General features: G+C 52.3%; 13 protein-coding genes. 7 read left to right on the top strand and 6 right to left on the bottom strand.

The genetic code is table 11. From position 1 onward, the window contains the following. Positions 1-34: 34 nt before the first annotated feature. The 6 genes from LRM19_RS11175 to leuL all read right to left on the bottom strand — a co-directional run bounded on the left by LRM19_RS11175 (position 35) and on the right by leuL (position 5,947). Positions 35-925 (bottom strand): cation diffusion facilitator family transporter, encoded by an 891-nt coding sequence (locus LRM19_RS11175; RefSeq protein ID WP_143344645.1) that lies wholly within the window; start codon positions 923-925, stop codon positions 35-37. 162 nt (positions 926-1,087) lie between these two features. Further along, entirely contained in the window at positions 1,088-1,693 is a 606-nt protein-coding gene (leuD, locus tag LRM19_RS11170; protein ID WP_029741219.1) for a 3-isopropylmalate dehydratase small subunit, read from the bottom strand. A gap of 10 nt (positions 1,694-1,703) precedes the next feature. Continuing rightward, positions 1,704-3,104: a 3-isopropylmalate dehydratase large subunit gene (gene leuC / locus LRM19_RS11165; RefSeq protein ID WP_115876447.1), complete on the bottom strand. Its 1,401-nt coding sequence runs from the start codon at positions 3,102-3,104 to the stop codon at positions 1,704-1,706. 2 nt (positions 3,105-3,106) lie between these two features. Continuing rightward, positions 3,107-4,198, bottom strand: a complete 1,092-nt coding sequence (leuB, locus tag LRM19_RS11160) for a 3-isopropylmalate dehydrogenase (protein ID WP_115876446.1) — start codon at positions 4,196-4,198, stop codon at positions 3,107-3,109. Beyond that, on the bottom strand, positions 4,198-5,769 hold the full coding sequence (gene leuA / locus LRM19_RS11155; RefSeq protein ID WP_023334495.1) for a 2-isopropylmalate synthase: 1,572 nt from the start codon (positions 5,767-5,769) through the stop codon (positions 4,198-4,200). Before leuA ends, leuB begins: the two co-directional genes overlap by 1 nt. 91 nt (positions 5,770-5,860) lie before the next feature. After that, the gene (gene leuL, locus LRM19_RS21215; protein ID WP_071786497.1) at positions 5,861-5,947 is read right to left on the bottom strand and encodes a leu operon leader peptide; all 87 of its coding nucleotides are present in this window, start codon (positions 5,945-5,947) and stop codon (positions 5,861-5,863) included. A gap of 588 nt (positions 5,948-6,535) precedes the next feature. Between leuL and leuO the strand changes: the two genes are divergently transcribed. From leuO to ftsL, 7 genes are all read left to right on the top strand, one after another. Then, complete coding sequence (gene leuO / locus LRM19_RS11150; protein ID WP_271368842.1) at positions 6,536-7,498, top strand: transcriptional regulator LeuO; 963 nt, start codon at positions 6,536-6,538, stop codon at positions 7,496-7,498. 380 nt (positions 7,499-7,878) lie between these two features. Continuing rightward, entirely contained in the window at positions 7,879-9,603 is a 1,725-nt protein-coding gene (gene ilvI / locus LRM19_RS11145) for an acetolactate synthase 3 large subunit (protein WP_271368840.1), read from the top strand. Between the two features lies 1 nt (position 9,604). Continuing rightward, positions 9,605-10,096, top strand: coding sequence for an acetolactate synthase small subunit (gene ilvN, locus LRM19_RS11140; RefSeq protein ID WP_045907792.1), 492 nt, complete (start codon positions 9,605-9,607; stop codon positions 10,094-10,096). 179 nt (positions 10,097-10,275) lie between these two features. Next, positions 10,276-11,283, top strand: coding sequence for a catabolite repressor/activator (cra, locus tag LRM19_RS11135; RefSeq protein ID WP_271368838.1), 1,008 nt, complete (start codon positions 10,276-10,278; stop codon positions 11,281-11,283). 599 nt (positions 11,284-11,882) lie between these two features. Then, on the top strand, positions 11,883-12,341 hold the full coding sequence (mraZ, locus tag LRM19_RS11130; protein WP_021240528.1) for a division/cell wall cluster transcriptional repressor MraZ: 459 nt from the start codon (positions 11,883-11,885) through the stop codon (positions 12,339-12,341). Between the two features lie 2 nt (positions 12,342-12,343). Beyond that, positions 12,344-13,285, top strand: coding sequence for a 16S rRNA (cytosine(1402)-N(4))-methyltransferase RsmH (gene rsmH, locus LRM19_RS11125; RefSeq protein WP_021240527.1), 942 nt, complete (start codon positions 12,344-12,346; stop codon positions 13,283-13,285). Then, positions 13,282-13,647, top strand: a complete 366-nt coding sequence (ftsL, locus tag LRM19_RS11120) for a cell division protein FtsL (protein ID WP_271368837.1) — start codon at positions 13,282-13,284, stop codon at positions 13,645-13,647. The genes rsmH and ftsL overlap by 4 nt, the downstream gene beginning before the upstream one ends. The last annotated feature ends 2 nt before the right edge of the window (positions 13,648-13,649 follow it).

The raw sequence follows: 13,649 nt of genomic DNA, 5'->3' as shown, positions 1-13,649 counted from the left end.
ATGAGTAGCGTCACACTGTATTTATGCGTTCCGATTAGCGAGCAGGATCAATATGCGTCATCACGTTCAGCACATTGAATTTTTGCATCACGTTGTTTCTGGCATTGACGGCAATCTGATGCCCTTCTTTTACGCTTAATTCGCCGTTCACTTCCAGATGGACATCGACAAGGGCTAAATCGCCCATCTTGCGGGTTTTTAAATCATGGAGTCCGGTGACGCCTTCGGTTGAGAGAAGACACGTTTTGATATCGTGCTCCAGCTCGGGTTCAAGCGAACGGTCCATCAGATCGTGCAGGGCATCGGCAGAGAATTTGTAACCCATATGGGCGATGAACACTCCGACAATCAGGGCCGCAATCAGGTCCATCGCGTGAAAACCCACTAAATTCCCGGCAATACCGATGGCGACAACCACTGACGACGCTGCGTCAGAACGGGCATGCCAGGCATTGGCTATCAGCAGCGAGGACTGAATACGTTTTCCCGTGGCAAACATGTATCTGAACAGACTCTCCTTCACCACCAGCGCCAGTATCGCCACCCACAAAGCGGCCCCTTTTACTATCTGATGCGTCTCGGGATTAAGCAGTTTATTGCCAGCGGACCAGAGCATCCCGACCCCCACGAGCAGCAGAATAGCGCCAATAATAAGCTTTGCACCGTTTTCGAAACGCAGATGACCGTAATGATGATCGATATCAGAGGCTTTCTGACTCTTTTTATTCGCAATCAGAACGACAAAGTCAGAAGATAAATCGGAAAGAGAATGAATCCCATCAGCAATTAATCCCTGTGAACCGGAGAATATTCCTGCAACTATCTGAAAGCAAGTGAGTAAAATATTTATTATCACGCTTACTAATGTGCATTTGTGTATTTCCCGAGAACGGATATGAGACTCATTGCCATTTTTCTTTTCCATGATGATTTCCGCTACCAACTGATTGAGCGATTATTCTGCGCAGGAAACATTAAATTGACGTTAAATATAATGTCATTATTGGCTGGGTTTGGGAATATTTACAGAAGGAGGGCGGGTATTGGGATAAAACGCGGCCTGCAGAGTGCACTGCAGGCCGGAGGATTACTTCATAAATGCAGGTTGTTTGTTTTCGTAAGTGGCAATCGCCGCTTCGTGCTGGAGAGTTAAACCTATGCTGTCCAGACCGTTCAGCATGCAGTGACGGCGGAACGCATCAATGCTGAAGCTGTAGGTTTTATCCCCGGCTTTCACCACTTCCGCTTCCAGATCCACTTCAAACGAAATACCCGGATTCGCCTTAACCAGCGCGAACAACTCATCGACCTGTTCATCGCTCAGCGTCACCGGCAGCAGCTGGTTGTTGAAGCTGTTACCGTAAAAAATATCCGCGAAGCTTGGGGCGATGACCACTTTGAAGCCGTAATCGGTGAGCGCCCACGGGGCGTGTTCGCGGGATGAGCCGCAGCCAAAGTTTTCTCGGGCCAGTAAAATGGAGGCGCCTTTGTACTCAGGGAAGTTCAGAACGAATTCCGGATTAGGCACTTCGCCTTTGTCGTCCAGGAAACGCCAGTCGTTGAACAGGTGCGCGCCAAAGCCGGTACGCGTCACCTTCTGCAGAAATTGTTTCGGAATAATAGCGTCAGTATCGACGTTAGCGGCGTCCAGCGGGACAACCCGGCCCGTATGTTGGGTAAATTTCTCTGCCATGATTGTCTCCTTATTTCAGGCTGCGAATATCGGCGAAATGGCCGGTGACTGCCGCAGCGGCGGCCATTGCCGGGCTGACCAGATGGGTACGCCCACCGCGGCCCTGACGGCCTTCAAAGTTACGGTTGCTGGTGGAGGCGCAGCGCTCACCCGGATTCAGGCGATCGTTATTCATGGCCAGACACATGGAGCAGCCAGGCAGGCGCCACTCGAAGCCCGCTTCGATAAAGATCTTATCCAGACCTTCGGCTTCCGCCTGGGCCTTCACCGGACCGGAGCCAGGTACCACCAGCGCCTGCACGCCCGGTGCCACTTTACGGCCTTTGGCAATCTCTGCCGCCGCGCGCAAATCTTCGATACGGGAGTTAGTGCAAGAACCGATAAAGACTTTATCAATGGTCACGTCGGTCAACGGCACGCCGGGCTTCAGCCCCATATAGGCCAGCGCTTTTTCCGCACTGGCGCGCTCGACCGGATCGGCGAAGGAAGCAGGATCTGGAATGGCGTCGTTGACGGAAATCACCTGACCCGGGTTGGTCCCCCAGGTCACCTGCGGCGCAATCTCTTCTGCCTGCAGCGTGACAACGGTATCAAACGTCGCCCCATCGTCGGTTTTCAGGGTTTTCCAGTACGCTACCGCGTCGTCAAAATCGTGACCTTTCGGCGCGTGCAGACGGCCCTTCACATAGTTGAAGGTCGTTTCATCTGGCGCGACCAGACCGGCTTTGGCGCCCATCTCAATGGCCATGTTGCACAGGGTCATGCGGCCCTCCATGCTCAGCGCCTGGATAGCGTCTCCGCAGAACTCAACGACGTGGCCTGTACCGCCTGCGCTGCCGGTTTTACCGATAATCGCCAGCACGATATCTTTCGCGGTAATGCCAGGTGCCGCTTTGCCCTTCACTTCAATCTTCATCGTTTTGGCACGGCCCTGCTTCAGGGTCTGCGTCGCCAGAACGTGTTCAACCTCAGAAGTGCCAATCCCGAACGCCAGAGCGCCAAACGCGCCGTGTGTCGCGGTATGGGAGTCACCGCAGACGATGGTCATGCCCGGCAGGGTGATCCCTTGCTCAGGCCCCATCACGTGGACGATGCCCTGATAAGGATGGTTCAGGTCGTACAGCTCAACGCCAAATTCTTTACAGTTCTTAATCAGCTCCTGCATCTGGATACGCGCCATCTCACCCGAGGCATTAATGTCTTTGGTCTGGGTGGAAACGTTGTGATCCATCGTCGCGAAGGTTTTACCCGGCTGACGTACCGGACGCTTGTGCGCGCGCAGGCCGTCAAATGCCTGAGGAGAGGTCACTTCGTGTACCAGATGACGGTCAATGTACAGCAGCGGGGTTTCGTTTGGTGCCTCGTAAACAACGTGCGCATCAAACAACTTTTCGTATAACGTTTTAGCCATGATTACACCCCTTCAGCGACATAGCGGGCAATGATGTCGCCCATTTCATCGGTACTGACTGCCGCCGTGCCGCGTGCTAAATCGCCGGTACGGACGCCTTCTTCTAACGCCCGGTTAATGGCGTGTTCAATTGCGGTTGCTGCATCGTCTGCATCCAGGCTGTAGCGCAGCAGCAGGGCCAGGGAGAGGATCTGCGCAATCGGGTTGGCAATGTTCTTGCCGGCGATATCCGGCGCGGAGCCGCCCGCAGGCTCGTACAGGCCAAAGCCTTCTTCATTCAGGCTTGCGGATGGCAGCATTCCCATGGAGCCGGTGATCATTGCGCACTCGTCAGAGAGAATATCGCCGAACAGGTTGGAGCACAGCAGCACGTCAAACTGGGACGGATCCTTAATCAGCTGCATGGTCGCGTTATCGATGTACATGTGCGACAGCGTGACGTCCGGGTACTGCTTAGCGACTTCGCTGACGATCTCGCGCCACAGAATCGAAGACTGCAGCACGTTCGCTTTGTCAATGGAGGTCACTTTATGGCGACGTTTACGCGCAGACTCAAAGGCGATATGGGCGATACGTTCAATTTCGAAACGGTGATACACCTCGGTGTCGAACGCTTTTTCGTGCTGACCGCTGCCTTCGCGTCCTTTTGGCTGACCGAAATAGATCCCGCCGGTCAGTTCACGCACGCACAGAATGTCGAAACCGTTGGCGGCGATATCCGCGCGCAGCGGGCAGAACTCTTCCAGACCCTGATACAGCTTCGCCGGACGCAGGTTGCTGAACAGCTTGAAGTGTTTACGCAGCGGCAGCAGCGCGCCGCGCTCTGGCTGCTCTGCTGGCGGCAGGTGTTCCCATTTCGGGCCACCGACGGAACCAAACAGCACGGCATCGGCATTTTCACAGCCTTCCACGGTCGCTTTTGGCAGCGGTGTACCGTGGTTATCAATCGCAATACCGCCCACGTCGTAGTGGCTGGTGGTGATTTTCATCGCAAAACGCGCGCGAACGGCTTCCAGTACTTTCAGCGCCTGTGCCATCACTTCCGGGCCAATACCGTCACCCGGCAACACAGCAATATGGTAATTCTTCGACATTACACGGTTTCCTTGTTGTTCTCTTTATTCTGAGCTTTGCGTTGCAACTCTTTTTCGACTTCGGCGGCGCGCCAGATGTTGTTCAGAACATGCACCATCGCCTTCGCGGAGGATTCAACGATATCGGTCGCCAGGCCCACGCCATGGAAGCGACGGCCGTTGTAATTGACCACGATATCCACCTGACCCAGCGCATCTTTGCCGTGGCCCTTGGCCGTCAGGTCATATTTGACCAGCTCAACGTCGTACTCGGTGACGCGATTAATCGCCTGGTAAATCGCATCGACAGGGCCGTTACCGTTAGCTGCCTCTGCTTTAATTTCATCTCCGCAGGCCAGCTTGACCGAGGCGGTAGCGATGTCGCTGGACCCGGACTGCACGTTGAAGTAATCCAGACGGAAGTGCTCCGGCTCTTCCTGCTGTTTGTTGATAAAGGCCAGTGCTTCCAGGTCGTAGTCGAAGACCTGGCCTTTTTTGTCGGCCAGCTTCAGGAACGCGTCATACAGCTGATCCATGTTGTAATCGCTGTCCTTATAACCCATCTCTTCCATACGGTGCTTAACCGCCGCACGGCCTGAACGGGAGGTCAGGTTCAACTGCACCTGATTCAGGCCAATGGATTCCGGGGTCATGATTTCGTAGTTTTCACGGTTCTTCAGCACGCCATCCTGGTGAATACCGGAAGAGTGTGCGAAGGCGCCAGTGCCGACAATCGCTTTGTTAGCCGGAATGGGCATGTTGCAAATCTGGCTGACGGTCTGGCTGGTGCGCCAGATTTCGTTGTGATTGATGCGGGTGTGCACGTCCATGATGTCTTTGCGCACTTTGATCGCCATGATCACTTCTTCCAGAGAACAGTTGCCCGCACGTTCGCCGATGCCGTTCATCGCGCCTTCAACCTGACGCGCCCCGGCGTGGACGGCGGCGATGGCATTACCCACGGCCAGACCCAAATCATCGTGGGTGTGGACGGAGATAATTGCCTTATCAATATTTGGTACGCGGTCATACAGGCCGGTGATGATGTTGGAGAACTCAAACGGCATGGTGTAGCCGACGGTGTCCGGAATGTTGATGGTTTTGGCACCAGCATTGATGGCGGCTTCGACGACGCGCGCCAGGTCTTCGATTGGCGTACGGCCCGCATCTTCACAGGAGAATTCAACGTCATCGGTATAGTTGCGTGCGCGCTTAACCATGTAAACCGCGCGCTCAATCACCTCATCCAGCGTGCTGCGCAGCTTGGTTGCGATGTGCATGGGCGAGGTCGCAATAAAGGTGTGGATACGGAACGCTTCGGCCACCTTCAATGACTCGGCGGCAACGTCGATATCTTTCTCTACGCAGCGCGCCAGGGCACACACGCGGCTGTTTTTAATGGTGCGGGCGATAGTCTGGACGGATTCGAAATCACCCGGAGACGAGACAGGGAAACCGACCTCCATCACGTCGACACCCATACGTTCGAGAGCCAGCGCGATCTGCAGTTTCTCTTTAACACTCAGGCTTGCCTGTAATGCCTGTTCACCGTCACGTAAAGTAGTATCGAAAATAATGACTTGCTGGCTCATGGGTTAGGTCCTTGTCAGTCTTAGGGCGCCTTGCTACGAGCATAAAAAAACCCGCGCAGTGGCGCGGGTTTTTAGTCTTACTGGTGACGATTCAACGCTGAATTTCGCCCGCCAGTCTACCGCGCACAGTGGATGCGTTTAGTAGTAGTAGACCGGTGAAACGAATGGTGCGTGTCATGAATCGTGCTCCGTTAAATTCAATATGCTTTTAGTGGTACTGGATACGGCTGTTCATGTCAACCCCTGAAGATGAAAACGGGTCCGAGAGACGGAATCAACAGGTTATTAACTTTAGCTAATTGTGCTGGTTTTAGCTTTCGTAGCCCGACTAATTGTCTAATTTTGGACTTAATAAAAGAGTTGCAGAAACAAATAAATATAATTGTTTAAAATGAGTGAAATGTGTTGAAGAGAATGCTTTGTGCTTAAAGAGTTTGGATATCATTAAGTTATAAATACAGTGAATCTATTCCAGAACGTTGAAAAACGAAAAGAGATAACAGGTTGTTAAGTAACTGTAGATCGATAGTATTAACAGTTTAATAATACTTAAGTCATCGTTAACCTGATGGTAATTGTATATTTGTTTAGTTTATGGTTTCATTCAGATCCTAAAGTCAAACATATCATTTGCGCTCATTAGTTTTCATTTATATAGAGTCTTTATATATTCCGAATTTTAAATAATTCTCTTTCGCTGATCGTATTTGCATGATAAATCATATTTTTCGAGATTATTACCGTACGATGGCAAAGGGAGTGTAGCGTGACAGTGGAGTCAGAAGTGCCAGAAAATAATATTAAACAACCTCAAGCTACTGATGGGATTAAACCGCAGTTACGCACGGTGGATCTGAATCTTCTGACGGTGTTTGATGCTGTCATGCAGGAACAGAATATCACCCGAGCGGCCCAAACGTTGGGGATGTCACAACCCGCCGTGAGTAATGCCGTTGCCAGGCTTAAGCTCATGTTTAACGACGAATTATTCGTTCGCTACGGGAGGGGTATCCAGCCTACGGCTCGCGCGTTCCAGCTGTTCGGATCTATTCGCCAGGCGTTGCAACTGGTTCAAAATGAGCTGCCGGGATCGGGCTTTGAACCCTTAAGCAGCGAGCGCGTATTCCATCTTTGTGCCTGTAGCCCATTAGATAATTATTTAACGTCAATTATTTATAATAAAGTTGAAGAGATCGCACCAAATATCAATCTTGTTTTTAAATCATCCCTGAATCAAAACACGGAACATCAGTTACGCTATCAGGAGATCGAGTTCGTTCTCGGGTATGAAGAGTTCCGTCGTCCGGAATTCTCCTGCGTGCCGCTGTTTAAAGATGAAATGGTTCTGGTCGCCAGTAAAAAACACCCACGCCTGAATTCTCCGCTGCGCGAAAACGATGTTTATAACGAGCAGCATGCCGTTGTTGCACTCGACAGATATGCTTCCTTTAGCCTGCCGTGGTATGACACTGCGGATAAACAGGCAAGCGTGGCTTATCAGGGCATGGCTATGGTCAGCGTATTAAACGTGGTCTCACAGACACAGCTGGTGGCGATTGCGCCGCGCTGGCTGGCAGAAGAGTTTTCTGACTCTCTAAATCTGCAAATTTTACCTCTGCCACTCAAACTAAATAGCCGTACCTGTTATCTTTCCTGGCATGAAGCAGCGGGGCGGGATAAAGGACATCAGTGGATGGAAGAGCTGCTGGTGGGCATTTGCCGTCGGTAAACGCATCAGGATAAATTGCATCGGATTATGTGATTTATCCTGGTTTTTTTTAGATAATTGATATTTTGTTCTGTTGTTCTTTTTTTTGGGCTGCTCTCTGGCTCGCAAAAATAGATGATTTCCTGCGTTGTCGCGCTTTTCAGTGATGATTTATCACCCCATCCTCTATTCCCAGAGGAATTAACCATATCTTCAGTTAACGGCTGCTTTTTCTGCTTTACGCACCGTTTATCTCTCCAGGTTTGCTAATTGCCTGCCTCATAACGAGCGGTTAAGGTAAAGAACACTCTGCAAAATATAAGATTGGTTTCTCCCAATCGTAAGACGGTGCGGAAATGAAATCGGCATTCCGTCTATAACAAAATGCCTGGAGGCAAACCATGGAGATGTTGTCTGGCGCGGAAATGGTCGTTCGGTCGCTGATCGATCAGGGCGTAAAGCAAGTGTTCGGCTACCCTGGCGGCGCGGTTCTCGATATTTATGATGCGCTGCACACGGTAGGGGGCATTGACCATGTTCTGGTACGTCACGAGCAGGCGGCGGTACACATGGCTGACGGCCTGGCGCGGGCGACGGGTGAAGTGGGTGTGGTATTAGTCACGTCCGGTCCCGGCGCGACAAACGCCATTACCGGCATTGCGACAGCGTATATGGACTCTATCCCGCTGGTGATCCTCTCCGGGCAGGTGGCAACCTCACTGATCGGTTACGATGCGTTTCAGGAGTGCGACATGGTCGGGATTTCGCGTCCCGTAGTGAAGCACAGCTTCCTGGTCAAGCAAACGGAAGACATTCCCGGCGTACTGAAGAAAGCTTTCTGGCTGGCGGCGAGCGGACGCCCTGGACCGGTGGTGGTCGATCTGCCTAAAGATATCCTCAACCCGGCAAACAAGCTGCCGTATGTCTGGCCGGAAGCGGTCAGCATGCGCTCTTATAACCCAACAACGCAGGGGCACAAAGGGCAGATCAAGCGAGCGTTGCAAACGCTTCTGGCAGCCAAAAAACCGGTGGTCTATGTCGGAGGCGGGGCGATCAACGCTGCCTGTGAAGCCCAGCTTCGCGAGTTGGTTGAAAATCTCAACCTTCCTGTGGCGTCGTCGCTGATGGGACTGGGGGCGTTCCCCGCAACCCATCGTCAGGCGCTGGGTATGCTGGGTATGCACGGTACCTATGAAGCCAACATGACGATGCATCATTCCGATGTGATTTTTGCCGTCGGCGTGCGTTTTGACGATCGCACCACCAACAACCTGGCGAAGTATTGCCCTAACGCCACCGTGCTGCACATTGATATCGATCCAACGTCAATTTCAAAAACGGTATCGGCTGATGTGCCTATCGTCGGTGATGCCCGGCAGGTTCTGGAGCAAATGCTGGATCTGCTGGCCCAGGAGAGTGCAACCCAGCCGCTGGATGAGATCCGCGACTGGTGGCAGCAGATTGAACAGTGGCGCGCGCGTCAGTGCCTGAAATATGACACACAAAGTGAAAATATTAAGCCGCAGGCGGTCATTGAAGCGGTGTGGCGACTGACGAAAGGTGAGGCGTACGTAACCTCAGATGTGGGGCAGCATCAGATGTTTGCCGCCCTGTATTACCCGTTTGATAAACCGCGACACTGGATCAACTCCGGTGGTTTAGGAACAATGGGCTTTGGTCTGCCTGCCGCGTTGGGCGTGAAGCTGGCGCTGCCGAATGAAACCGTCGTCTGCGTAACGGGGGACGGCAGTATTCAGATGAACATTCAGGAGCTCTCTACTGCGCTGCAATATGAACTGCCGGTACTGGTGCTGAACCTGAATAACGGGTATCTCGGTATGGTGAAGCAGTGGCAGGATATGATCTACTCTGGCCGTCACTCTCAATCCTACATGAAATCGCTGCCAGATTTTGTTCGCCTTGCTGAAGCTTACGGCCATGTTGGCATGCGGGTGACCGATCCGGCAGAGCTGGAAACAAAGCTCGCGCAAGCGCTTGAGCACGTTAAAAACAACCGACTCGTCTTTATGGATGTGATTGTTGATGGGACCGAGCACGTTTATCCGATGCATATTCGTGGAGGCGGTATGGATGAAATGTGGTTAAGCAAAACGGAGAGAACCTGATATGCGCCGGATATTATCGGTTTTACTGGAAAATGAGTCTGGCGCACTGTCGCGCGTCATTGGCCTTTTTGCGCAGCGCGGCTATAACATTGAAAGCCTGACCGTTGCCCCGACGGAAGACCCAACGCTGTCACGCATGACGATCCAAACTGTCGGCGATGCCAAAGTGCTAGAACAGATTGAAAAACAGCTGCATAAGCTGGTTGATGTGCTGCGCGTGAGCGAGCTGGGGCAGGGGGCCTATGTTGAACGTGAGGTCATGCTGGTGAAAATCCAGGCCAGCGGCTACGGGCGCGAAGAAGTTAAACGTAATGCGGATATTTTCCGCGGACAAATTATCGACGTTACGCCTTCTCTTTATACGGTTCAGCTGGTCGGGACAAGTGACAAGCTGGATGCTTTCCTGACGTCCGTGCGGGATGTGGCAAAAATTGTCGAGGTCGCGAGATCGGGTGTAGTGGGTCTGTCACGCGGCGAGAAAATCATGCGTTAGTTGTCAAAAAGGTTCGCCTCTTTCTGCCCGGTCACCAAAGCCGGGCTTTTTTTTGCGTAATCAGCCGACAACGCAGATAAAAGCGGTTGCCGCGAAGGCTTTTCTGCGTTTAGATGTTAAAAGATTTAACCATAACCTTGACAGGGCCATGGACTCTTTTCTTTTTTTAAGGGGCAATTGTGAAACTGGATGAAATCGCCCGGCTAGCCGGCGTGTCACGAACAACGGCCAGCTATGTGATTAACGGTAAAGCAAAGCAGTACCGTGTCAGCGACAAGACCGTTGAAAAAGTTATGGCGGTGGTTCGTGAGCATAACTACCATCCGAATGCTGTCGCAGCCGGTCTGCGCGCCGGGCGCACCCGCTCTATTGGTCTGGTGATCCCTGACCTGGAAAACACCAGCTATACCCGTATCGCCAACTATCTCGAACGTCAGGCGCGCCAGCGCGGTTATCAACTGCTGATTGCCTGCTCTGAAGATCAGCCCGACAACGAGATGCGCTGCATTGAACATCTTCTCCAGCGCCAGGTGGATGCCATTATTGTTTCGACCTCCCTACCGCCAGAACATCCGTTCTACCAGCGCTGGGCGAACGACCCGTTCCCAATCGTTGCGCTGGATCGTGCGCTCGATCGCGAGCATTTCACCAGCGTCGTGGGTGCGGATCAGGACGATGCAGAAATGCTGGCCGCAGAGCTGCGAACTTTCCCCGCTGAAACTGTGCTGTATCTTGGCGCGCTGCCCGAGCTTTCCGTTAGCTTCCTGCGTGAGCAGGGGTTCAGAACCGCCTGGAAAGACGATCCGCGCGAGGTTCACTACCTCTATGCCAACAGTTACGAGCGTGAAGCCGCAGCGCAGCTGTTCGAAAAATGGCTGGATACACACCCGATGCCGCAGGCGCTATTCACCACGTCGTTTGCGCTGTTGCAGGGTGTCATGGATGTAACCTTACGCCGTGAAGGTAAACTTCCCTCTGACCTGGCGATTGCCACGTTTGGGGATAACGAGCTGCTCGACTTCCTCCAGTGTCCGGTGCTGGCGGTAGCACAGCGTCACCGTGATGTGGCTGAACGCGTGCTGGAGATTGTGCTGGCAAGCCTGGATGAGCCGCGCAAACCGAAGCCGGGCCTGACGCGTATCAAACGTAATCTCTATCATCGCGGAATTTTAAGCCGCCAAAAATGAAATGACCGGGGCGGGGAAGTCTGCCCCATTTTGCTGCGATAAATCGTGCGGATAATTCCCGGAGAGAAATTAGGATAATTCTTGTGAGATGATAATCGCCTATTTTTCTTAATTCATTTTGGCTCTTAAATTGTCCTTTAAAGAACATCTCAACGATTTTAAACAGCTATCTTTGTATTATTTTGTTACAAACCCCATTCGGCCGATGAATATTCAGACGTTTTTCCTCCTCCTGTAGCTGCTTACGTGGCAACTGCCGCGCTTACCCGGTGCCAGAGTGAATCTGGCGCTGTTATCCCCTGAGAATCTGTCATAAAATGCTGCCCGCGTCGCAAACTGACACTTTATATTTACCTGCGATGATATTGAGTGAGCTTTAACGCTAGTGTGCATATTCGGTTTTTTTCTTACAAATATTCATAACGTTAATTTTGCCTCGCCAGTTGTGCAGTTATTAACCAGGACTGTTTAACTCTGTAAATAGAGGGCTTTCGAGTCCTTACAGGGAGAGTCCTGGCTTGACAAGCTTTTCCCTCGCTCCGTAAACTCCTTTAGGTGGGAATTTGTGGGTTAAAGTGGTGAGGAGGGGTGAGACTGGCATGTTCCGTGGAGCAACGTTAGTCAATCTCGACAGCAAAGGGCGTTTATCGGTACCAACCCGATACCGCGACCAGCTGATTGAGAACGCTGCGGGTCAAATGGTTTGCACCATTGACATTAACTCCCCCTGCCTGCTGCTTTACCCCTTGCCTGAATGGGAAATTATTGAGCAAAAGCTGTCGCGACTGTCGAGCATGAACCCGCAGGAACGCCGCGTGCAGCGGCTGTTATTGGGACATGCCAGTGAATGTCAGATGGATAACGCAGGGCGGTTACTGATTGCCCCTGTGTTACGGCAACATGCCGGTCTGACCAAAGAAGTGATGCTGGTCGGGCAGTTCAACAAATTTGAACTGTGGGATGAAACGACCTGGTATCAACAGGTCAAGGAAGATATCGACGCTGAGCAGTCTGATTCCGCGACATTATCGGAACGGCTGCAGGACTTGTCTCTATAAATATGATGGAAAATTATAAACATAAAACGGTGTTACTGGACGAGGCCGTAAACGGTCTGAATATTCGTCCGGATGGCATCTACATTGATGGCACGTTTGGTCGCGGTGGTCACTCGCGTTTGATTCTCTCCCAGCTTGGAGAGGAAGGACGTCTGCTGGCAATCGATCGCGATCCGCAGGCAATTGCGGTTGCACAGACCATCAATGACCCACGCTTTTCCATCGTGCATGGACCTTTCTCTGCGCTCGCAGATTATGTTGCTGAGCGCGGCCTGACGGGCAAGATCGACGGGATTCTCCTCGATCTTGGCGTCTCTTCACCCCAACTTGATGATGCCGAACGTGGTTTCTCCTTTATGCGTGATGGTCCGCTGGATATGCGGATGGATCCGACGCGCGGTCAGTCTGCCGCTGAGTGGTTACAGACCGCTGACGAAGCCGATATTGCATGGGTCATCAAAACGTTTGGCGAAGAGCGCTTTGGCAAACGAATCGCGCGCGCCATCGTTGAGCGTAATCGCATTGAACCAATGACCCGCACCAAAGAGTTGGCCGAAGTGATCGCGGCGGCGACACCGGTGAAGGATAAGCACAAACATCCCGCGACCCGTACCTTCCAGGCGGTTCGCATCTGGGTAAACAGTGAACTGGAGGAAATAGAGCTGGCGCTAAAAAGCTCGCTCGACGTGCTGGCCCCGGGGGGGCGGTTATCCATCATCAGCTTCCATTCGCTGGAAGACCGTATTGTGAAACGCTTTATGCGTGAACAAAGCCGCGGTCCACAGGTACCAGCGGGGCTGCCGATGACGGAAGAACAACTCAGGAAGCTGGGTGGCCGTCAGTTGCGAGCATTAGGCAAGTTGATGCCGGGCGAAGAAGAAGTGGCAGAGAATCCACGCGCCCGTAGTTCAGTGCTGCGTGTTGCAGAGAGGACGAACGCATGATCGGCAGAGTGACAGAGACCCTAAGCAAAGTTAAGGATTCGTTAGGAAGCAACGAGCGCCATGCCTTGCCTGGCGTGATCGGCGACGATCTTTTGCGGTTTGGGAAACTGCCACTCTGTCTGTTCATTTGCATCATTATCACGGCTGTTACGGTGGTGACCACCGCCCACCATACACGTTTATTGACTGCGCAACGCGAGCAGATGGTACTGGAACGCGATGCGCTGGATATTGAATGGCGAAATCTGATCCTTGAAGAAAACGCGCTCGGCGATCACAGCCGGGTTGAACGGATCGCAACGGAAAAGCTGCAACTGCAGCATGTTGATCCTTCGCAGGAAAATATCGTAGTACAAAAATAAGG

Origin of the sequence: Enterobacter sp. PI-10 (assembly GCF_027947695.1) — a bacterium.
GTDB classification, from domain to species: domain Bacteria; phylum Pseudomonadota; class Gammaproteobacteria; order Enterobacterales; family Enterobacteriaceae; genus Enterobacter; species Enterobacter vonholyi.
This window is presented reverse-complemented; position numbering and strand designations above follow the sequence as displayed.

Bases quoted from the DNA above. Each gene is read 5' to 3' on its own strand.
- leuC (WP_115876447.1), bottom strand. From the start codon at position 3,104: ATGGCTAAAACGTTATACGAAAAGTTGTTTGATGCGCACGTTGTTTAC.
- rsmH (WP_021240527.1), top strand. From the start codon at position 12,344: ATGATGGAAAATTATAAACATAAAACGGTGTTACTGGACGAGGCCGTA.
- leuA (WP_023334495.1), bottom strand. From the start codon at position 5,769: ATGAGCCAGCAAGTCATTATTTTCGATACTACTTTACGTGACGGTGAA.
- ilvN (WP_045907792.1), top strand. From the start codon at position 9,605: ATGCGCCGGATATTATCGGTTTTACTGGAAAATGAGTCTGGCGCACTG.
- leuB (WP_115876446.1), bottom strand. From the start codon at position 4,198: ATGTCGAAGAATTACCATATTGCTGTGTTGCCGGGTGACGGTATTGGC.
- leuL (WP_071786497.1), bottom strand. From the start codon at position 5,947: ATGACACGCACCATTCGTTTCACCGGTCTACTACTACTAAACGCATCC.
- ftsL (WP_271368837.1), top strand. From the start codon at position 13,282: ATGATCGGCAGAGTGACAGAGACCCTAAGCAAAGTTAAGGATTCGTTA.
- mraZ (WP_021240528.1), top strand. From the start codon at position 11,883: ATGTTCCGTGGAGCAACGTTAGTCAATCTCGACAGCAAAGGGCGTTTA.
- LRM19_RS11175 (WP_143344645.1), bottom strand. From the start codon at position 925: ATGGAAAAGAAAAATGGCAATGAGTCTCATATCCGTTCTCGGGAAATA.
- leuD (WP_029741219.1), bottom strand. From the start codon at position 1,693: ATGGCAGAGAAATTTACCCAACATACGGGCCGGGTTGTCCCGCTGGAC.
- ilvI (WP_271368840.1), top strand. From the start codon at position 7,879: ATGGAGATGTTGTCTGGCGCGGAAATGGTCGTTCGGTCGCTGATCGAT.